The sequence below is a fragment of the Flammeovirga kamogawensis genome (assembly GCF_018736065.1).
Taxonomy (GTDB): Bacteria; Bacteroidota; Bacteroidia; order Cytophagales; family Flammeovirgaceae; genus Flammeovirga; species Flammeovirga kamogawensis.
Genome location: NZ_CP076128.1, coordinates 1,369,152 through 1,391,427, shown reverse-complemented (window position 1 = coordinate 1,391,427; position 22,276 = coordinate 1,369,152). Strand labels below are relative to the sequence as shown.

Below are 22,276 nucleotides of genomic sequence, written 5' to 3'. Positions count from 1 at the left end.
CTCTCCCTTTAATTGATTAACGATGAAAACGACATTAGAAATTTGCTCTTATACTGTTGATTCTGCAATAAACGCAGAGAAAGGTGGAGCAGATAGAGTAGAGTTGTGTGGAGGACGTTTAGAAGGCGGGACATCTCCAAGTGAAGGGATGATGATTACTGCAAGAGAAAACGTTCAGATTGATATTTATCCGATTATTAGACCCAGAGGAGGTGACTTCTTTTTTACAGATCTAGAATTTGCAGAAATGCTTCAGGATATCAGAACGGCAAAACGTGTTGGTATGAATGGAGTAGTAATTGGTGCTTTAACATCAGATGCTAGAATTGATAAAGAACGTTGCAAAGTTCTTGTAGAAGCTGCAAAACCTATGGGTGTAACATTCCATAGAGCTTTTGATATGACTAGAGACATGAAAGAGGCTCTTGAAGATCTTATTGAGTTAGGTGTTGATAGAGTGTTAACTTCTGGAGCAAAAATGACTGCTTTAGAAGGAGTTGAAGAATTGAAAGCACTAGTAGAACAAGCTGATGACAGAATTGAGATAATGGCAGGAAGCGGGGTTTTACCTGTGAATGTGAAAGAAATTATCTTAAAATCTGGTGTAACAGCAGTACATTCATCTGCTTCTAAGATGGTAAGTAGCCAAATGACATTCCAAAATGATGGAGTAGCAATGAGCAAAGAAAGTTCAGGTTCTGAGTATAGTCGCTCAATAACTTGTAAAGACACAGTAGAATCTCTCAAAAATCAAATTTAAAAGAATTAGCAGAATATGAAAAAGCAAATCATTTACTTGCTCTCACTAACATTTTTAGTAGTTAGTTGTGGACCAAAAGAAATTCCTGCAATAGGAGATAAGGTCTACCACGTTTTCGATCAACAACATTTATATTTTGATCCAGATTTAACGAAAGACGGTATTAAAGAAAGTGATTCTGAGCCATTTTATATTGAATCTGGCAGAATTATGTTACGTAAGATCTCTATACCTAAGTTTGAAAGAGATACTAAAGTAACAATTATAGTAGAAGAAACTTCTGCTGGAGATAGATGGGATAAATCGGGTTCTGTTTTTGTGATGCCAACAAACAGTGCAAACTTATTAAGCGTAGCTAAAGGGGAGTACGTTTTAAAGAACACAGAAGATGCTGAAGCAACAGATAGTTATCCGGGTATGATTCCTGAAGGTGAATTTACACCAGCAACAGAATTAATGCGTTTCATGACTCCTTTTGGAGTTGGTTTTTACTCTGAACGTGATACTGCAAAATACCCTAACCGTATGCCTGTGTATATTGATGGTTGGGCTAAAAAAGCAATGTGGAAACAAGATATTACACAATTATTACCTCTTTTAGAAGGTGAAGTATATGTTGGTGTACATATTGATACTTGGACTAAAGAAGGATATAACGTAGATGTAAAAATACGTTTTGATGAATCAGAAAATGCGTATGCTCCAGCTAAAAAGCGTTGGGTAGCACCGGTATTAAATTCTGTAAGATATATTCCTCCACAAAGAGGTTGTGATAAATTTCAGCGTGCAGATGTAGGAACAGAAGTTACAATACCTACAAATGCTAAAAATGTAAACTTAGCCTACATTACTACTGGCCATGGTGGACATAGTGGAGGTGATGAGTTTGTTGAAACTGAAAATATTATCAAGTTAGACGATACTCCTTTTTATCAATTTGTTCCTTGGAGAACAGACTGTGCTTCTTTCAGAAGATTTAACCCAACATCAGGTGTTTGGTTAGAGAAAAGAGAAGTAGCTTACATTGATTTCAAAAAAGGAAGATATGAGAAAAAAGAAGTTGAAGAACCTATTGCATCATCAGATTATTCTAGATCAAACTGGTGCCCTGGTTCTGATGTTCCTCCAGTAATTGTTCCTATGGATAAGGTTACTGGGAAACATAAAATAACAGTAAGTATGCCTACAGCTCAGAAATTAGAGGGAGACCATCAAAATTTCTGGTTTGTATCTGCCTACTTATTCGGTGAGTTGAATTAAGCGATAAAAACCATCTGTCGAAAATACTTGGCGGATGGTTTTTATTATTCGAATTTGGGTGAAAGAACGCACGATTATCAAAAGTATGAAGACTATCAATTTTAAGAATTTTATTCTCGTATTATTTTCCGTATTAACAGTAGGTTGTACAGAAGATTGGATGGATACATCTAACGCCAAAAAACTATTTCCAATAAATAATAATTGGGAGTTTAAACAGGCTTCCAAAAAACAATGGTACCCAGCTACTGTACCTGGAGTGGTACATACCGACTTATTTGCTAATAAACTTATTGAAGATCCATTTTATCGTCAGAATGAAAAAGACTTACAATGGATAGAAGAGGAGGATTGGGTATATAAAACTACCTTCGATGCTCCTGTTTCTGTAATAGAAAAAAATAGATTTTCTTTACAATTTGAAGGATTAGATACATATGCTGATGTAACTTTAAATGGCAAAAAGATATTGTCTGCTGATAATATGTTTGTGGGCTATGAAAAAGAAGTAACATCATTATTAAAAGAAAAAGGAAATACGTTAGAAGTTTATTTCCACTCGCCTATAAAAATGACAAAGCCTTTAAGAGATAAGGCCGGTTATGAATACCCTGCAGATAACGATGCAAGGGCAGAAAAATACAGTATTTATTCTCGTAAAGCACCTTATTCTTTTGGATGGGATTGGGGCCCTCGTTTCGTAACATCTGGGATATGGAGAAACATCAACTTGATGGTTTGGAAAACAGCGAAAATTGAAGATGTTTATATTCAACAAGTTTCTCTTACAGATCAGAAGGCAGAATTAACAGCTACGGTTGAGATCTATTCAGATCAAAAAACTACTGCTAAAATCAGATTAAAAGCGGATGAGCATACATTTTCATCAGATAAAAAAGACATTAGCTTAGAAAAAGGAAAAAATAGTATTACACTTCAAGCTACAATTGATCAACCAGAAAGATGGTGGCCAAATGGTTTAGGAGAACAGCGTAGATATGCAATTTCAACTGATTTAATGGTTGGAGATGAAATTGTTGATCAGAAGATAGAGAAGATTGGTTTAAGAACTGTAGAGCTTATTAATGAGCCAGATAGTTTAGGAGAAAGTTTCTTTGTAAAAGTCAATGGTCAGCCCGTATTTATGAAAGGGGTAAATTATATTCCACAAGATAGCTTCTTGCCATCTGTAACGAAAGAACGTTACGATTGGATGATAGAAAGTATGACAAGTGTGCACATGAACATGGTGCGTATTTGGGGCGGAGGAATTTACGAAAGTGACTATTTCTATGATCAGTGTGATGAAAAAGGACTTTTGGTATGGCAAGATTTTATGTTTGCTTGTACACTTTACCCAGGTGATAAAGATTTTATTAAGAAGGTTAAAGCTGAAGCAGAATACAATATTAAACGTTTAAGAAATCGTCCTTCTTTAGCACTTTGGTGTGGTAATAACGAAGTTGGTGTAGCTTGGGACAATTGGGGATGGCAAGATTCTTACGGTTGGAGCAAAGAAGTACAAGACCAATTAGTAGCAGATTACAATAGGTTGTTTAAAGAAGTACTACCAGAAATGGTCAAGACTTACGATAAAGGACGTTTTTATTTCCCATCATCTCCAATATCAAATTGGGGTAAGTTAGAAGATTTCTCAAAAGGAGATAATCACTTCTGGGGTGTATGGCATGGAAAATATCCATTCGAAAGCTTTAAAGAATACGTACCTCGTTTCATGAGTGAGTATGGCTTCCAAGCGTTCCCATCTTTTAAAGCAATAAAGAAATTTACAATTGAAGAAGATTGGGGTTTAGAAACGGATGTAATGAACACGCATCAGAAAAGTTATACAGGTAACGGACTGATTAAGGTGTATATGGAACGAGACTTTAAAGTACCGTCTAATTTTGAAGACTTTGTGTACGTTGGTATGTTGTTACAGGCAGATGGAATGCGTCAGGGTTTTGAAACACACAGACGTAGAATGCCGTATTGCATGGGGACTTTGTATTGGCAATTAGACGATTGTTGGCCTGCAGCTTCGTGGTCATCAATTGATTATTATGGAGAGTGGAAGGCATTACATTATGCTGTAGAAAGAGCGTTTAGACCTCAAATATTATCATCTGATATAGAAGGAGAACAACTTAAGGTGTGGTTAGTAAATGACGAATGGTCGTCAAGAAAATCAACATTAGAAGTAGAATGGAGAACTTTTAAAGGAGAGACTTTAGCAACAAAACGCTACCCAATAGAAATTGGAGGTAACGAAAGTAAAGTTGTACTTGAAACATCACTTACAGAAATTTTAGGTCGAAAATCTACTTTAAAAGAAAGAAAAGGAATGTATATGATTTTACGTTCTGTAGAAGAATCAGGACGTAATGATGCGCATAATTATGCATTCTTTGTTAAACCTAAAGATCAGAAATTACCACAAGCCACAATTAGTACAGATGTTATAGAAGAAGATGGTCAGCTTTTTATTAAGTTATCATCTGATGTATTTACAGAGAGTGTAGCCTTAACTATCGAAGGAGATGCAGTAGCTCATTTTTCTGATAATTATTTCCATTTACCTACAAGAATGGAAAAATACATAACAGTAACACGTACAGAGTTAACAGCTACCGAACTAAAGAAAGTACTAACTGTTAAGTGCCTAAATAATTTAAAATAACTACCCCTTATCATATACTAAAATGCAACGCAGAGATTTTATTAAAACAACAGGCGTATTTGCTTCTGGCCTAACAATGGCAGGAGGAAGTACATTAGCTTCAGACTTATTACAAGATAAATTTACATCGCACCGACCTGCCGTTGGAGAACGAAAGTTTACTTCTAAAGCAGTAGAAAAAGTAATTAAACAAGTGGCTAAAAAAATTGGCGACGAAGAGTTACGTTGGATGTTTGTAAACTGTTATCCAAATACATTAGATACCACAGTAGAATTTACAATGAATGGTGATAGACCAGATACATTTGTAATAACAGGAGATATTCCTGCAATGTGGCTTAGAGATTCAACTGCTCAAGTTTGGCCATATTTACCTTTGGCAAACGATGATGACGATCTAAAGTTGATGATAAAAGGTTTGGTTAACCGTCAGGCAGCGTGTGTTTTATTAGACCCTTATGCAAATGCATTTGAGAAAGACCCGACAGTAAAATCGAAATGGGCAAAAACTGATATTACAGACATGAAACCAGGAACGCACGAGCGTAAATGGGAGATTGACTCACTTTGTTATGCGGTTCGTTTAGCAAATGGATATTGGAAAAAAACAGGAGACGCATCTATTTTTGATGAAACTTGGCAGAAATCGACAAGGTTAATTGTCAAAACTTTTAAAGAGCAACAAAGAAAAGATGGAGTTGGACCTTATACTTTTTCAAGAGTAACTCAAAAGTACGAAGATACAATGGCAAACTGGGGAGCTGGTGCTTCTATGAAACCATGCGGATTGATTGTTTCGTCGTTCAGACCTTCTGATGATTCTACTTTACTTCCATTTTTAATTCCATCAAATTATTTTGCAGTTGCTTCTTTAATGCAGCTGGCAGATATCTACGCAAACGTTGTAAAAGACAATGCCTTTGCAGACGAGTGTATCGCTTTAGCGGAAGAGGTAAAAGCTGCCCTTAAAAAGTATGCTGTAAAAAAGCATTTAGATTTTGGAGAAATTCTACCTTTTGAGGTAGACGGTTATGGTAATCAGTATTTTATGGACGATGCTAATGTGCCGAGTTTATTATCAATGCCTTATTTAGATTGTATGGATGTAAATGATCCTCTTTACCAAGCTACACGTAAGTTTGTTTGGAGTGACAGTAATCCTTATTTCTTTAAAGGTAAATATGAAGGAATTGGTGGCCCTCACGTGGGTCTTGATTATGTGTGGCCAATGTCTATCATTCAGAAAGGCTTAACTTCTCAAAATCCTGAAGAGATGAAATGGTGTTTAGATCAGCTAAAAGCAACGCATGCCGATACTGGTTTTATGCACGAATCTTTCCATAAAGATGATCCTAAAAAATACACACGTTCTTGGTTTGCTTGGACAAATACACTCTTTGGAGAGCTGGTATATAAAGTTTATCAGCAACACCCTGAGTTATTAAAATAAAAAGTAAGGCGTAACATTCTTAATGTATTTACTGCATCAGAAGTTACGCCTTGTACTATTATACTTTTACAGAATGAGATTACTATCAACATTATTTATCTTAACTTTTTTAAGTCCATCTTTTGGGCAAGAATACCCTACACCAGAAAGTTACTTGTGCTATAAATCAACTAAACCAATTAATGTTGACGGAATTATAGACGAAAAGGATTGGGAAAAAGCCGAATGGACTGATTTATTTGTGGATATAGAAGGAGATAAAAAACCTTTACCTAAATATAACACAAGAGCTAAAATGCTTTGGGATGATGAGTATTTATATATCTCAGCGGAACTTCACGAACCCAATTTGTGGAGTACAATTACAGAGAGAGATGCTGTAATTTATCATGATAATGATTTTGAGGTATTTATTAATCCTAATCCATCATCACAAATGTATTACGAGTTTGAAATGAATTTATTAAATACTGTTTGGGATTTAATAATGACTAAACCGTATAGAGATGGAGGGTCTTACATGAACTCATGGCATATTGATGGTTTAAAATCTGCAGTTAAAATGTACGGTACTTTAAACGAACCGTCTGATGTAGACGAGAAATGGACTTTAGAAATTGCTTTTCCTTGGAAAGTCATCGGGCAAGAAAAACCTACTCTAATTTATCCAAAAGAGGGTAGAAGGTGGAGAATTAATTTTTCTAGAGTGAATTGGGATTTAGATGTTGAAAACGGTAAGTATGTAAAACATATAGACCCTAATACAGGCAAGCCTGCAGCAGAATACAATTGGGTATGGTCTGCACAAGGAGAAATTGCTATGCACATGCCAGAACAATGGGGATATATTCAGTTTACAGAAAATAAAGTAGGTGATAAAAAGAAGATAGATGTCTCTGAAACAGAAGGAGAACGTTTACATCGTCAATTATTTGATATTTATAGATTACAGAAAAAATATTGGTACGAGCACAGGGTTTATGCCAAAACTTTTGATGAACTAGGCTGGAAAACAATCATGAAATATAACTCCGAAGAACTACAGCCTGAATTGAATCAAGTAGCAGGTGGTTTTGAAGTAGTTTTAAAAGTACCTCAAGAAGATAAAATTTATGTGGTACGTCATGATAGTTCTTCAGATGTAATCTCAATAAAATAAATAAAAACACACATAAAAATAGATTAGAATGGACAAGAGAGAATTTTTAAAAATATCTGGTCTAGCCGCTACAGGAATGATGGTTGGACTTCCTTTATTTGGCAAATCAACAAAATTACCAAAACGTTGGATGTGGTTACATGCACACGACGATTGGACAGATGCTAAATGGGAAGAGAAATTAGATCAGTTAAAAGAAATTGATATTCAAGGTGTGTTATTAGGAGGGAATAAAGCTACTTTCGAGAGAATGTACCCACTCTTAAAAGCAAGAGATATTGAAATGCATGCTTGGATGTGGACGCTAAATAGAAATGGCGACGAAGAAGCAAAAAAACACCCTGAATGGTATACTGTGAGTGGAGATGGCAGGTCTTGTTCAGAATATCATCCTTACGTAGATTATTACCAATGGGTTTGCCCGTCTCAAGAACCAGTACAAGAGCACATTATAAAACAAGCAGTTGAGTTAGCAAAAATTGAAGGTGTAAAAGGAGTACATTTAGATTATGTGCGTTTTTCTGATGTAATTTTAGCCTCTTCTTTACAGCCGCTTTATGGCATAGTACAAGACAAAGAATACCCTGAATGGGATTTCTGTTACTGCCAGACATGTAGAGATAAATTTTTACACGAAACAGGAACAGATATTTACAAGGTTAAAGACCCTACAGCATCAGAAGAATGGAGACAATTTAGATACGATGCAGTAACTCACCTTGTGGACAAGATTTATGATGCTGTACACAAAGAGGGTAAATTATTATCTGCTGCAGTTTTTCCTTACCCTGAATTAGCACGTAAAATTTGCCGTCAATCTTGGGATGATTTTAAACTAGATATGGTATTCCCGATGGTATATAATAGTTTTTACGAGGAGCCTACAGAATGGATAAAATTTGCTGTTGAACAAGGCGTGAAAGACCTAAAACAGAATTACAAAGAACCATTATTTACAGGTTTATATACTCCTGCTTTACCAAAAGAAGAGGATGTAGTAGAAGCCATTAAACTTTCTAAAAAAGGTGGAGCAAAGGGATTTGCAATTTTTGATTTAGGAGGAATGAAAGCACCACATTGGAATGCTTTAAAGAAAATATAAATTTCAAGAAAAAAGAGTACTCTAGCTTATTGAATCAGATGATAAGTTTGAGTACTTTTTTATTTACTTACTAGCTGAAAACTACCTATATATAAGTGTTTTTGAAGACTTTTATCATCTTCATGATTGATAAAAAAAGATAAATTTGTTATCAATATTCAATAAATTACTGTATTACACATTTCTGTTAGAACTTAACAATTCAGAATGTGACAATACTCTTTTTAAAGTAACAGATGAAAAATACTATAATCTTACTATTCCTATTATTAGGCGGATCAATTATTACGCAAGCACAAGATAAAAGCATTAACATGATGAGCTTCAATATTAGGATGAATACACCTAATGATGGAGAAAATGCATGGCCTAACCGTAAAGATTGGGTTGCTGATGTTATAAAATTTAATAAAGTAGATATACTAGGTACACAAGAAGTTCTTTTAGGTCAGTTAAATGATTTAAAGAAGAGTTTACCAGAAATGACTGCTGTTGGAGTAGGAAGAGATGATGGGAAAGAAGGTGGAGAATTTTCTTCTATTTTCTTTAATACTCATAAATTTAAGCTAATTGATTCTGGAACATTTTGGTTGTCAGAAACACCAGAAACACCAAGTAAAGGCTGGGATGCAGCATTACCAAGAGTGTGCACATGGGTAAAATTAAAACACAAAGCATCTAAAAGAACACTTGTTGTAATGAATACACATTACGACCATATGGGAGCTGAAGCTAGAGTTCAGTCGTCTAAATTGATAAGTAAAAAGGCACAGGAAATGGCAGAAAATGGTAAAGTTCCTGTTGTTTTAATGGGAGATTTAAACAGTATTCCAACTTCTGCAGCAGTATTAGAGTTACAAGGTGTTTTCCAAGATACTAGACCTTTATCTTTATTGGCTCCATTAGGACCTACTGGTACATTCCAAGCATTTGATTACAACAGCGATTTAATAGATCAGATTGATTATATAATGGTGCACGGCTACTTTAAAGTAGTTAGATATGCACATATTACGGAAGCAAAAGATCATAAATTCCCTTCAGATCATCTTCCAGTTTTTGTAGAATTACAATAATAATAGAGTATGAAAAACTATATAAACCTAAGTATTGCTATAATATTTAGCATGTGCATGTTCTCATGTACACCTACTTACTTAACCTCAACATCTCCGGATGAAACATTAACTTTAGAATTTGATTTAGATAAAGACGGCAAGCCTTGGTATAAATTAACTTGGGCAGGGGAATCTATCATAGAACAATCTTATTTAGGATTTGATATCAAAGGGCAAGAACCATTATCAAGCAATTTTGAGGTAATTGGTGAACTTAGAAATACCTTAAACCAAACTTGGGAACAGCCTTGGGGAGAGAACAAAAAAGTGGTTGATCACCATAATGAATTAACCGTGTCCTTACAGGAAAAATCTGGTTTAAAGAGAAAGCTAAATATCATTTTTAGAATTTTTGATAATGGTATGGCTTTTCGTTACGAGTTTCCTAAGCAAGAAAATCTAACTGATTTTGTGATAATGGATGAGAAATCTCAATTTAATTTCTCTAACAACCATGAAGCTTGGTGGATTTGGGCAGATTATGATACTTATGAAAAACTGTACAACCACACAACGATAGATTCTGCAACTTGGGTAGCAACTCCTGTGACGTTTAAAACGGCGAACAATCATTATATCAGTATTCATGAAGCAGCATTGACAGATTATGCAGGCATGACTTTGAAAATGAAAGAAGATGGTAAATATAGTTATGAATCTGCATTAGTACCTTGGGCTAATGGTGATAAAGTAAGAACATCTGCACCATCAAAAACTCCTTGGAGAACAATCCAAGTAGGGCACCAAGCGGCAGATCTTGTAAATTCTAATATGATTTTAAACCTTAATGAACCTTCTAAAATAGAAGATACTTCTTGGATTAAACCAATGCAGTATATCGGAATTTGGTGGGAGTTTCATATCGGAACTAAAGAATGGAAAGAAGGGCCTAGACAAGGTGCAACAACTGAGTCTGCAAAGAAATATATTGATTTTGCAGCGAACCATAATATTGGGGGTGTAGTTGTAGAGGGATGGAATTCTGGTTGGGACAAATGGGGACAAAAGAACGCATTTGACCACATCACTCCTGCAAAAGGTTACGACTTAGAAGAAGTTGCTAAATATGCAGCAGACAATAATGTATCTTTAATAATGCATAACGAAACAGGTGGAGATATTCCATCTTATGAAAAATATATGGATCAGGCTTTTAAATTGTATCAAAAGCTAGGTATTCATGCTTTAAAAACGGGTTATGCAGGAGGTATTTTCCCAAGGGGAGAACATCATCACGGTCAGTTTATGGTTAATCACTATAGACATGTTGTAGAGATGGCTGCTAAATATGAAATTGTTTTAGATGCACATGAACCTATTAAACCAACAGGTATTAGAAGAACATGGCCAAACATGATGACTCGTGAAGGTGTAAAAGGAATGGAATGGAACGGTTGGAGTGATGGTAACCCTCCAAATCATACATTAATTTTACCATTTACAAGAATGTTAGGCGGACCACTTGATTATACGCCAGGTATCTTTGACGTTAAGTATGAAAACTCTCCAAATAGAGTAGCTTGGAATACAACAGCAGAGATAATGAACGAAGCTAGAGTAAATACTACTTTAGTAAAACAATTGGCGTTGTCAATTATCTTGTATAGTCCTTTACAAATGGCTTCTGATCTAGTAGAAAATTATGAGAAAGAGTTGAAGGCATTTAAATTCTTAGAATCTTCTACAGCAGATTGGGATGAAAGTATCATGTTAAATGGTGAAGTTGGGCAGTTTGCTATTACAGCAAGAAGAAAAGGAACGGAATGGTTGTTAGGAGCAGCAACAGATGAAACAGGGAGAGCTGTAAGTGTAAGTCTTGATTTCTTAGAACCAAACAAAGTTTATAAAGCAACAATTTATGCAGATGCTCCAGGTAGTACATATTTGTTAGCACCAACTAAATATGTTGTAACAGAAAAAAATGTAACCTCAACCGAAGCATTATTGATTCAAATGAATTCAGGTGGCGGTACAGCAATTCACTTTGAGGTGTTGCAATAAAATTATTTTAGTTTTAAAAGAAGAGGTTGTTTTAGTTGTACTAAGACAACCTTTTTTGATTTTAAAACTACTTATTATTTAATTTTTTAAGATGAAATTTAGTAAGTTTCTATAAATAATTGATGTGTATATTGTTATTGATGTTTATTAGCAAAATACAGTTTTTAATTATAAAAGTCCTATTGAATTAGATCAATATTTGTATTGACTGTCGAAAAGTAAACGACCTAATCAATTGATATCTAAACTAAATAGACATGCTTAATTTTTATTCTTCAATTGTTCTAATAATATTTTTATTCTCAATTCAACTAGTAAATGCACAGAGTAAATTCAATCCCAAACATCATATATTTAATTCAGCAGCGGATTGGAGGAAAACATCAAATTGGAATTTAGAATCGGGTTCTTCATCCTTGGGGTATCCTACTAGTAATGATATTGTACATATGTCAACAAGTGGTACTTATAAACAATCTATCACAATTAACTTTAACTTGGATGAAATATCAGATAACCTAAGTTTAATATTAGCAAATTCAGGACAAACTTTTACAGTTAATCAAACGGCTAATGCTACGTTATCTTCAATTCGATCAACAAATTCTGGACAGATATTAACAGTTCATGGTACTTTAACAATCAATGGTGATTTAACTTATACTAATGGAGGAGGGACTACAATTGCAGTCTGTGGTCTATTAAAAATTCATGGGGGTAATTTAGATGCTGATCAAGGATTGAAAATTAAACATTGCGGAATTGCTGATCATGATCATGGGCAAATAATAGTAGAAGCGGATAGTGATGGAAATGGGGGTGATTTAAATTATAAATGTCAAAGTAGTGATTTTGATAATTCTAATGTTTCTATTGGCATTGATGGAGATTGTGATAATGGTTGTAATTATGCCTCTGGAAATGATTTTTGTGGAGATATTGACCTCCCAGTATCCTTAACTTACTTTAAAGGACAACAAACCTCAAAAGGGAATTTATTGATTTGGGAAACGGCGTCAGAACAAAATTCAAGTCATTTTGAAGTTCAATCTTCTAATAATAAAGCAAATTGGAAAACAATTGGAAGAGTAGAAGCTGGAGGTAATAGCAATGTTACTTTAAAGTATGAATTCTTGGATATTAACTATTCTGGTAAATATTATAGGTTGGTTCAGCATGATTTTGATGGCAAAAAAGAATATTTTGGTATTGTTACGTTCGTAGATACTGAAAATAGTTTTCAATGTAAAGCTTACCCATCGTTATTAGCAAATGGAGTAGATTTGACTTTAGAGATTCATGGGGCAGATGCGAATAACCCTATAGTTGGTGTATTTTATTCTACTAAGGGTAAAGTGTTATCTCATGATATAGTATTGAACAATGCAGAGGGAAATATTATCACGTTATATAAAGTACCAAAAGTATTACAGAAAGGTGTTTATATTCTGAGAATTTCCAACGGAAGAAATACTTCTAGTAATAAAATTGTTATTGAATAAAAAAAGTGGATCAATAAAAAAGGTCAATCTAGTTCGTTCTAGATTGACCTTTTGCTTTTATACCATTGAAGTCTCTAATAATTCTTCACCTTCTTTTTTCTTCCTTTTCCAACGTTTATGAGTCCATAACCAATATTGGGGCTCATTTTTAATATCACGTTCTAAAAGACGAGTATACTTTTCTAAAATCTCACCATGTTCTGTGTTTGTTACATCATCAGTGATAAGTTCGAAGTTACACTCATAAAAGCCTCTTTTCTTCTTTACAATTTGAGTATAAATCACAACCATATCATTTTCTCTTGAGTATTTCTCCGGCCCAAAATACAAAGCAGTATCCTGACCAAGAAATTCTGTCCAAGCAACATTTTTACTGTATGTTGGAGATTGATCTGCCCCAAAAATAATACCTATTGGTTTATTATTTTCAGAATTGAAATATTCTTTTGCAAGGTTTTTATCAATCATTTTAAGACCAAATCTTTCTCTAGAACGTGTTATTCTATTGTTGAAAAATTTATTAGATAACTTTGTAAATAAAGCACCTATTTCTCTATTAGCATATTTAGTAGAAACCGTTCCTGCGTATTCCCAATTGTTGTAATGTCCACCTAAAATACATAGGTTTCTATCTTTATATTTATTGATAAGATCCAGATCATTGTAAATACATCTTTCAAAAAGATCTTTTTCACTAATGCTGAAAACTTTTAGGCTTTCACAGATAATATCACATAGGTGGTGATAAAATTTAGATTCAATGTCTTTAATTTCTTCGTTGGACAAATCCTTAAAAGAGTTTGTCAGGTTTTGTCTAACCACTTTTGTTCTATAACCAACAACTTTATATAAAATAATATAAAGGAAATCTGATAACAGATACAATACTCTGAACGGGAGCAGAGATATTGGTTTAATAAATAATAAATATAAAATTCTAGTCATATAATAGGTGTCAAACTAATCCTGCCCTATAAAATTGTGTAGCAATGCATCAAAAGTATGCAATTAAATAGTAGAATCGTTAAAAACTTAGTTAATGTTACGGAAAACAAAAAAGGTTAGTATTTTTTTATCAAATACTAACCTTTTCTAACATTTTATATACTTGAAGATGGGATTATTTCTTCATTTTCTTGTTTCTTCCTCTTCCACCTTTTATGAGCCCAAAGCCAATATTGAGGCTTTTTCAGAATTTCACTTTCTAAAATGCGATTGTGTCTTTCTGTTATGAATCCATGTGGTTCTTTAGACGGAGTATCAGTAACTAATTCAAAATTGAGTTCATAATAACCTCTTTTAACTTTAGTTATTTTAGTGAAAATAACAACCATATCATGTTCTTTAGAATATTTTTCGGGACCATAAAAACAAGCTGTTTCTCTATTTAAAAACTCAATCCAAATTACATTTTTACTGTATGTTGGAGATTGATCTGCTCCAAAAATTAAACCGAAAGGTTCTTTATGTTCTTTAGAAAAGTAGTCTGCTGCAAAATCTTTCTGAATCATATTAAGTCCAAATTGACTTCGTGAAGCTGTGATTTTTTGATTGAAAAAATCATTAGATAACTTAGAAAATAAGCAACTTATTGTTCTCCCTACAGATACGGTTGCTGTAGTTGCTGCATATTCAAAATTATTGTAATGCGGACCAATAATACATAAATTTCTGTCTTTGTATTTATTGAGTAGGTCTAAATCCTTATACACACACCTTTCTAAAAGTTCTTCTTCTTTAATATTAAAGACTTTAAAACTTTCAATTATTAAATCGCACAAATGCTTATAGAACTCTTGTTCTATTTCTCTTAGTTCTTCATTAGATTTGTTTGGGAAAGAACCTTTTAAATTTGATCTAACCGTCTTAACTCTATAACCTATTAGTTTGTATAGAATTAGATATAAGAAATCTGAAATTTTGTATAATATACTGAATGGTAAAATTGTAATAGGGTAAATAAAAACCCTGTAAAATAGTTTTGTCAACATAAAGAGTTCTGATAATCTGCTACTTTTTTGAAAGTATAAATATATAAAAATATCAAATATAAAATCAATTATTAATATTTGTTTAAACTTTATTTATGTCTAAATATTTTAATGCTTTAAGCGTTGTTTATCAGTTGTTTGAGGTGTTCTGTGTTATTTTAAGAGATATATTAAACAAATTTTTATTTAAAGAATTATAATATAAATAACTGATATAAATTCAGAAACGTTTGTATATTTATACGGATAGATATAAATCAAATAATATAAAGAAATGCAAAATTATCAATTAGGAATATTTAATGAAGAAGCGAACATTTTCAATGTTACAGAATATAAAGTAAATGAAAATATCTCTTCGTCTAGAATTAAAAAAGCACTTAATAATGCATTACATGGTAAATCGGAAGAAATTGAGGTAGTCGTATCTTTTGGTAAAGATATTCTAGAAGTATTAGCACCTCAAATACAACCAAAAGGTTTTAAAAACTATGTACAGCTGAATGGGGTTAATGACTTTGTAATGCCTTCTAACCAAGCTGATTTATATTTTAGAGTTATTGGTATTGATAATTCTCAAGTATTAGACAAGACAATTCAAATTCAAGAAGCCTTAAAAGATATTACTACAATTGTAATATCAGAAAATGGCTTTGTATATAAAGATCATAGAGATTTAACTGGTTTTGTAGATGGTTCTGCAAATCCAAAAGAAGAAAAGAAATATCTAGCCGCAATTGTACCAGAAGGTGAACCTGCAGCAGGTGGTAGTTTTGTTTTCCATCAGAAATGGGTACATGATTTAGTTAAATTTAATGAACTGCCTGTTAGTATTCAAGAAAAAGTAATTGGTAGAACAAAACCTGACAGTATTGAACTTGAAGGAGACGCTATGCCTGCAGATTCTCATGTATCTAGAACAGATGCAAGTCATGAGGGAGTTGCGATGAAAATATGGAGAAGATCTTTTCCTTTTGGGTCAGCAACTGAAAAAGGATTATTCTTTATTGCATACACTTGTGATCCTTTCCGTATTGATATTCAATTAGAAAGAATGTTAGGGAATACAAAAGATGGGGTTTATGATCAAATGATGAACTATTCTAAAGCTACAACAGGAGCATATTCTTTTGCACCTTCTTTAGAAGATTTAAAAACTATCCTAGCAGATTAGGTGAAGTATATATCTAATATAAAAAGCCTAAAGATCTCAAAATCTTTAGGCTTTTTATTTATATTGATTTTATTACTCTACAGGGGTTACCAACAGCAATAGAATTTGCGGGTATAGATTTAGTCACTACACTACCCGCTCCAATTGTTACATTATCTTCAATAGTAATTCCAGGTAAAATAGTTGCATTCCCACCAATCCATACGTTATTTCCGATTGTTACAGGTTTAGAGTATTCAATTCCTGTATTTCTCTCAACGGGGTCTGTTGGATGCCCAACCGCAGTGATAAGAACATTTGGAGCAATAAAAACGTTGTCACCAAAAGTTACTTTTGAGCAATCTAAAATGATTAGGTTGAAATTAGCATAGAAGTTTTTACCAAAGGATATATTGTATCCATAATCACATTTAAAAGGAGCTTCTATATGTGCCTCTGTTTTCTTCCCAATAATTTTTGAAAGCACATTTATGTCTAAATCAACAGGATTGTCATTGTATTCTTTGCACAGAATTTTACAATTCCTTCTATCTTTTATTAGTTCAATATTATTGCCATCATAAGGCAAACCTGCTAATAATTTTTCTTTTTCAGTCATATTTTAAAAGGCTAAGTAATAGTATCAAATTACAATAAATTGAACTACAAAAAAATACCCCTAAGGTTTACTTAGGGGTAATTAACAGATTAAAAACTCTAAACTTAGGATCTATTTTTTGATACCGAATCTATAATTTAAACCTGTCATTAAAAATTTATTATTATCAGCAATACCATATTCACCTCTTATTGCTAAGTGTTTATTTAATTCAATACTAAATCCACATTGCACAGTCCATGTTTGCAATAAGTCTTTTTTGATTTCATATTCTACAACAGTATTATCAATCATACCATTCATTTGGTTGTTTAATCTAGAACCATCAGGTGCACCGCCTAAAATTTGTTTAACTAATGCTTGTTGTGTTCTACTTAATCCACTGTAAATGTTCTCTATAGGCTGACTTAAATCAATATCATTTTTAATAACATCATTTAAGTTAATAGAACCAGGAGTAGAGCTATCATTCGTAAAATTACGGTTCATTGCACCTATATATACCGCAATACTTTGTTTACCGTGGTTTATATTAAATTTCTTACCTAACCTAATAGAGTAAGTTCCTATTGCAATTTGATCTTCTAATAGGTCGGTATCACTTAAAGCATAATTAATATCTATAGAAGAAAACCATCCTTTATAACCATAAGCAAGTGTAAAACCACCACCATATGCCAAGGCGTCAAAATCTACAGTAGATCCGAATCCACCATTATCGCCTCCTCCTCCAAGGCCAACAGTTGTAGATCCGCTTACATCAGAGACCATACCATAAACATTTAAAAATGGGAGAATATACATATCCATTCTATAGTTCATACCAGTAGCAGTGGCCATTGTAACATTATTATTTAACGATTCTAAAATAGGACCTTTAACAATCTGATCAATTTTTTCTTGAGGAATATTAGCTCCAAAATAAGGTTTATTACTATCAACTCCTTTGAAACCAACTCCAAGGTCAGAAATACCCATTCCCATAGAAGTGTTCACGTAGCTCACGCTAAAACCAATTGGTAATGGTAGAGAATATCCTTTGTCGTAAACTTTTTGACCAAGAATTGGTAATCTGTAGGGATAATCATGATTAGTTCTCATAATTAAAGATGTATCTGCACTGATTTTATCTTTATGTTGATGTGTTTTATCAACTATAGTTTGAGCATTTGAACTAAAAGAATGAAACAGTGTTACAAAAGAGAGTATTGAGAAGTATAAAAATTTCATAATTGAGATATATAAATAATATAATAAGTGTTAGATCTAATAATAGTTTGTGTAACGTGAAATAAAACAAAAAGGTAACAATGTAACTGTTATTAAACCTTAATTATGAATTTTAACTGTGTGATAAATGTTACAAACTGTAACTTATTTAGTCTTTAGTTTTGCATAAATCAAACTTAAACACAATGAATTATAAGGAATTAATATCAGGAGGAGTTAAATTATTAGATGTTCGTTCTGAAGAAGAATTTAATGAAGGACATATTGAAGGAAGTGTAAATATTCCTGTAAATGATGTTCAAAGTAGAATTACTGAGGTGAAAGAATTAGGATCTCCATTGGTTGTTTGTTGCTTATCTGGCGGGAGAGCAGGTGTTGCAAAAGCATTAATTGAGGCAGCTGGAGTTAAAGAAGTATATAACGCTGGTGGTTGGGAGAGTTTATTGTAAGAAATAGAATTCTTACAGCGTAAAAAAGCATGTATTGTCTATCAGTACATGCTTTTTTAGTTATTAATACTATATATTTACGTTTTTAACATCAGAATCCAAACTAAGAATGAACGTCTCTAAAACTTTTTTATGGCAACAACGCCCTATGATATATGTTGTTAGTAGAACTTTTGTACAGACTGTACTTCCTTTTCTTAAGAAAAAAGGTTCAAAAGAAGTTCCCGCTCAAGAGACGTTTGTAAAACCTCCTACCAATTCTTTATTAAAAGCTTATTCTGAATGGACGGGAGTTAAGGAAGGGCGATATAAGAGTTTACCTCCTCATATGTTTTGTCAATATGCATTATCATTTGGATTAGATTTGCTTAATAAGTTACCTTATCCATTGGCAAAAATTATTAATCAAGGGGTAGAAGTTAAAGTTTTTGGAGATGTTACTGCTAGTAAAATTTATTTAAAGACTGAGTTTGTAGAGATTACCGAAGAAAATGGACGTGCAAGAGTTCATCAGAGAATGGAAATTGGTAACTCTAAAGAAGATATTTGTATTGAGGTACATCTCTTTACAGCTTTTATAATAGGTAAAAGAGCACGTAATGGTAAAAAGGAACATCAAATTGATGAAACTCCTTTAGAACGTATTGCAACATGGAGTGTTGATAAAAAAGATGGCTTACGTTTTGGAATCCTTTCTGGTGATTTGAACCCTTTACATTGGGTAGATTTTATAGCAAAAGCAACCCCTTTTAAGGGTACAATTTTACATGGCTTCGGAATGTACACAAAAACCTTTGAAATAATTCAGAACTATAAAAATCAGCCATTAAAACAAATGAGTGTTCGTTTTATCCGCCCTGTTAAACTACCAAATGATCACCTTCAAGTAATGCTTTCTCAAAAACAAGAAAGTAACAATTCTTATAAAATTGCTCTAGAAGATAAGAATGGTAATTCATTAATGGTAGGGAGTTGCGAATTTTAATCTTCGTTATATACTTTATCTAGTAGTAATTTTTTTACTTGTTCATACTCTTGAGTTTCCAACAACAGTGGGTACGACATAAAATTTAATGGTAGTGCTTGTCCTCCTTCAATTGTTTGAGGTGCCATAAAAATCTTATCATTATAATGGAACCCTTTTCTCTCGTAAAAACCTACTCTTCTTTTTTGAATATCTTCTACTGGGTGTTCAACTTCAAGAATTATTTTTTCGCCTTTATATTTCTCAATAAAGTAGTGTAAAAATGCAGAACCAGCACCAGAACCTCTACTGTTTGCATGCATTGCTAAGTATTCAATAAATATAAAATCACCTAATTCTCTATAGCATACTAAACCACAGCACTTTTTTTCTACATAGATACCTTCAAAATAAAAATTGGGTGTATCCATTAAAGAAATTATTCCCTCTTTGGACCTTTGCTCGACTTTAGGAAACGCTTCTAAGTAAATATCCCAAAGTGTATTAAAATTTTCTGAAGCATCAATTAATTCAACCATTTTGATTTAATAATAAGGTAAGTTAAACGAGATGTATTTTATAAATAATATACATAAGTTTATGTAATGAAAGGACTTCTTTGAGTTATAAATTAATAATTAGGTAAAGAAGTTATAAAAGTACTTTTTAATAATGAAGAAAAAACGACATAATTACCTCTTTGAAATCCAATATATCGGGTATCGATACCATGGTTGGATGGTACAGCCTGGTTTAAAAACGGTACAAGGCATGATTGATAAAACAATTAATTATGTTTTAGGAGGAGAAATAAAATTCAAAACCTTAGGAACAAGTAGAACTGATGCAATGGTATCTGCAAATCATTCAGCCTTTGAGCTGTTTGTGTTTGATGTACTTGATGAAGAAGAATTTTTAAAAGAATTCAATATCAATCTGCCAAGTGATATAAAGGCACTCTCTATTAAAAAAGTAAGTGATGAATTTAATGTAATTCAAAGTTCTAAAATTAAAGAGTACCAATATTTATTTACCTTCGGAGCTAAAAACCATCCTTTCTGTGCACCTTTTATGGTTTCTGTAATGGATGACCTTAATATTGATGTAATGATAGAAGGTGCCAAATTATTTGAAGGACAACACTACTTTGGTAGATACTGTAAAGCTCCAAAAGAAGGAGTAGAGCTAACAAGAACTATTGATTTGTGCGAGATTAAAATAAATGATGTAGTAACAGCTTCATTTTTTCCGGAAAATAGTTATGTTCTAAATGTACATGGTAAAGGTTTTATGAGAAACCAAGTAAGGCTGATTATGGGAACTTTATTTATGTTAGGAAAAGGAGAATTGACATTAGATCAAATTAAAGAGTCTTTAGAATTTAGTGATATTAAAAAACCTTTAGGTTACATAGCTCCAGCTTCTGGTTTAAACCTTAATGCAATGAGTTACGATGACGAAATTGTCTAAAAATAAAAAAAGTCAACCACATCGCGGTTGACTTTTTAATTCCTTTAATAACCCAAAAACTATTTCTTATTGCTGCTTTATGATATAAATATACGGTGAAATTATGTTCATATCCAAAGCTAAAACTTTAGTTTTTTATCGTTTTGTCTGTTGTTCAGTGTTATGAGAATTTTTCACACTTTTTGATAATTTTATATAGAATGTGAAAATTAGTATAAATAATAGGATTATACAGTTAAGTGAGTGGCCATTCATTAATTTTATTTTATGTAAACAACTTTAAACAGAATTTTATTTGGGCTGTGACTTTTTTGTATAAATTGATGTTAAAATTTACAAAATCATATTTACACTTAAAATTTTGAAGAAAAAAGAAGTTTATAAGATGCATTGTTTAACTTTGGTATTAAGAACTAATACACAGATTTATAGTAAACAATTGAGCTAATTAACAATACTTAGAAATGAAAAAAGGGATCTTATATTTTTTTACTGTTCTTATTTTACTTTTTGTAGGCGGTGCAGGATATTTCTTTTTTGCAGGAGAGATTAAGAATACATTACAATTTGATGAAGGTAGATTTGTGAGTATTCAAAAGTTTATAAAACAAGGTAAAGTTGAAAGTCTATCACAAGCAAAATTACAACTAGACTTAATTAGTAGTGATTTTAAGAAGGACAGTGTTTCTATTTTAATCAATAATTTAAACGAGACAGCAATGGTAAACGCAAAAGTTTGCCTTCAGAAGAAGTGGTATGGGAGCTGTAGTCAATATCTTGAATTAATTGATCCTGAATATAAACAAAATGAAGTAGGTCAAATCAGAAATAAATTAAATTCTGCTTTGATAGAGGTAAATGTCACCAAAACTAAAAACTACATAAAAGAACGTAACATTGATAAAGCAAAAGTTTATTATTCTAAAATTGATTCTTCTTATAGAGAAAGAACGAGATTAGGATTAAAGAAAAAGATTTTTGAATTAGAAAATGAACTATTTATTGAAAATACATTAGAATTTGTACGCATAAAAGAGTTTGATGACGCACGTGATGAACTCTTAAAAGTATCTCCAGACTTTGATCAAAAATTAGTAAAATCTGTTTCAGAACAAATATCATTAAAAGAATCTCTATCTTCTCAAATTAATGAAGAAGGTGCCATCATTTCATTAGTAGATGAAATAAAAAGTAATATGAATGATCCTGAAAGTTTTGAACATGTAGAAACAAATTTATCAGAAAAAGGTAGGGTACTGAATGTAACAATGACGTACAGAGAAAATAATACATATGGAGCAAAGGTTATAAAACAAGTAACTGCAAAATTGAATAAAGATGGTTCATTAAAGAAAATTACAAAGTAGA

The 22,276-nt window shown here is 32.5% G+C and carries 19 protein-coding genes; 14 read left to right on the top strand and 5 right to left on the bottom strand.

The window, feature by feature from the left end; all coding sequences use genetic code 11:
• The first annotated feature begins 22 nt into the window (after positions 1-22).
• The 9 genes from KM029_RS05485 to KM029_RS05445 all read left to right on the top strand — a co-directional run bounded on the left by KM029_RS05485 (position 23) and on the right by KM029_RS05445 (position 13,032).
• The gene (locus KM029_RS05485; RefSeq protein WP_144072306.1) at positions 23-760 is read left to right on the top strand and encodes a copper homeostasis protein CutC; all 738 of its coding nucleotides are present in this window, start codon (positions 23-25) and stop codon (positions 758-760) included.
• Between the two features lie 15 nt (positions 761-775).
• Positions 776-2,020, top strand: coding sequence for a PNGase F N-terminal domain-containing protein (locus tag KM029_RS05480; RefSeq protein WP_144072305.1), 1,245 nt, complete (start codon positions 776-778; stop codon positions 2,018-2,020).
• Between the two features lie 85 nt (positions 2,021-2,105).
• Positions 2,106-4,700: a beta-mannosidase gene (locus KM029_RS05475; RefSeq protein ID WP_158630967.1), complete on the top strand. Its 2,595-nt coding sequence runs from the start codon at positions 2,106-2,108 to the stop codon at positions 4,698-4,700.
• Between the two features lie 22 nt (positions 4,701-4,722).
• A complete protein-coding gene (locus KM029_RS05470; protein ID WP_144072303.1) occupies positions 4,723-6,150 on the top strand; it encodes a glycoside hydrolase family 125 protein in 1,428 nt (475 codons plus the stop codon).
• 73 nt (positions 6,151-6,223) lie between these two features.
• Entirely contained in the window at positions 6,224-7,309 is a 1,086-nt protein-coding gene (locus tag KM029_RS05465) for a carbohydrate-binding family 9-like protein (protein ID WP_158630966.1), read from the top strand.
• A 28-nt stretch (positions 7,310-7,337) separates the two neighbouring features.
• Positions 7,338-8,411 (top strand): putative glycoside hydrolase, encoded by a 1,074-nt coding sequence (locus KM029_RS05460; protein ID WP_144072301.1) that lies wholly within the window; start codon positions 7,338-7,340, stop codon positions 8,409-8,411.
• 236 nt (positions 8,412-8,647) lie between these two features.
• Entirely contained in the window at positions 8,648-9,487 is an 840-nt protein-coding gene (locus KM029_RS05455; RefSeq protein WP_144072300.1) for an endonuclease/exonuclease/phosphatase family protein, read from the top strand.
• A gap of 9 nt (positions 9,488-9,496) precedes the next feature.
• Positions 9,497-11,530 (top strand): glycoside hydrolase family 97 protein, encoded by a 2,034-nt coding sequence (locus KM029_RS05450; RefSeq protein ID WP_144072299.1) that lies wholly within the window; start codon positions 9,497-9,499, stop codon positions 11,528-11,530.
• A gap of 257 nt (positions 11,531-11,787) precedes the next feature.
• Positions 11,788-13,032: a T9SS type A sorting domain-containing protein gene (locus tag KM029_RS05445; protein ID WP_144072298.1), complete on the top strand. Its 1,245-nt coding sequence runs from the start codon at positions 11,788-11,790 to the stop codon at positions 13,030-13,032.
• 57 nt (positions 13,033-13,089) lie between these two features.
• Here the strand turns inward: KM029_RS05445 and KM029_RS05440 are convergent, their stop codons facing one another.
• Both KM029_RS05440 and KM029_RS05435 read right to left on the bottom strand, forming a co-directional pair.
• Entirely contained in the window at positions 13,090-13,977 is an 888-nt protein-coding gene (locus KM029_RS05440; protein ID WP_144072297.1) for a lysophospholipid acyltransferase family protein, read from the bottom strand.
• 155 nt (positions 13,978-14,132) lie between these two features.
• Positions 14,133-15,023, bottom strand: coding sequence for a lysophospholipid acyltransferase family protein (locus tag KM029_RS05435; protein ID WP_144072296.1), 891 nt, complete (start codon positions 15,021-15,023; stop codon positions 14,133-14,135).
• Between the two features lie 274 nt (positions 15,024-15,297).
• On the opposite strand from KM029_RS05435, the gene KM029_RS05430 reads away from it, so the two are divergent.
• On the top strand, positions 15,298-16,197 hold the full coding sequence (locus KM029_RS05430) for a Dyp-type peroxidase (protein ID WP_144072295.1): 900 nt from the start codon (positions 15,298-15,300) through the stop codon (positions 16,195-16,197).
• A 58-nt stretch (positions 16,198-16,255) separates the two neighbouring features.
• Here KM029_RS05430 and KM029_RS05425 read toward each other — a convergent pair whose 3' ends face one another.
• Together KM029_RS05425 and KM029_RS05420 are read right to left on the bottom strand one after the other, a co-directional pair.
• Positions 16,256-16,795, bottom strand: coding sequence for a sugar O-acetyltransferase (locus KM029_RS05425; protein ID WP_144072294.1), 540 nt, complete (start codon positions 16,793-16,795; stop codon positions 16,256-16,258).
• A gap of 111 nt (positions 16,796-16,906) precedes the next feature.
• Entirely contained in the window at positions 16,907-18,025 is a 1,119-nt protein-coding gene (locus KM029_RS05420) for a hypothetical protein (RefSeq protein ID WP_144072293.1), read from the bottom strand.
• A 185-nt stretch (positions 18,026-18,210) separates the two neighbouring features.
• Here KM029_RS05420 and KM029_RS05415 point away from each other — a divergent pair, with 185 nt between their 5' ends.
• Together KM029_RS05415 and KM029_RS05410 are read left to right on the top strand one after the other, a co-directional pair.
• Complete coding sequence (locus KM029_RS05415; protein WP_144072292.1) at positions 18,211-18,474, top strand: rhodanese-like domain-containing protein; 264 nt, start codon at positions 18,211-18,213, stop codon at positions 18,472-18,474.
• Positions 18,475-18,583: 109 nt separating this feature from the next.
• Positions 18,584-19,459 (top strand): MaoC/PaaZ C-terminal domain-containing protein, encoded by an 876-nt coding sequence (locus KM029_RS05410; protein ID WP_144072291.1) that lies wholly within the window; start codon positions 18,584-18,586, stop codon positions 19,457-19,459.
• Here KM029_RS05410 and KM029_RS05405 read toward each other — a convergent pair.
• Entirely contained in the window at positions 19,456-19,977 is a 522-nt protein-coding gene (locus tag KM029_RS05405; protein WP_144072290.1) for a GNAT family N-acetyltransferase, read from the bottom strand. The genes KM029_RS05410 and KM029_RS05405 overlap by 4 nt on opposite strands.
• Positions 19,978-20,110: 133 nt before the next feature.
• Here KM029_RS05405 and KM029_RS05400 point away from each other — a divergent pair, with 133 nt between their 5' ends.
• Positions 20,111-20,908 carry a tRNA pseudouridine synthase A gene (locus tag KM029_RS05400; RefSeq protein WP_144072289.1) on the top strand — a complete coding sequence of 266 codons (798 nt, stop codon included), beginning with the start codon at positions 20,111-20,113 and terminating at the stop codon, positions 20,906-20,908.
• Positions 20,909-21,372: 464 nt separating this feature from the next.
• Entirely contained in the window at positions 21,373-22,275 is a 903-nt protein-coding gene (locus KM029_RS05395; protein WP_144072288.1) for a hypothetical protein, read from the top strand.
• Position 22,276: the final 1 nt, after the last annotated feature.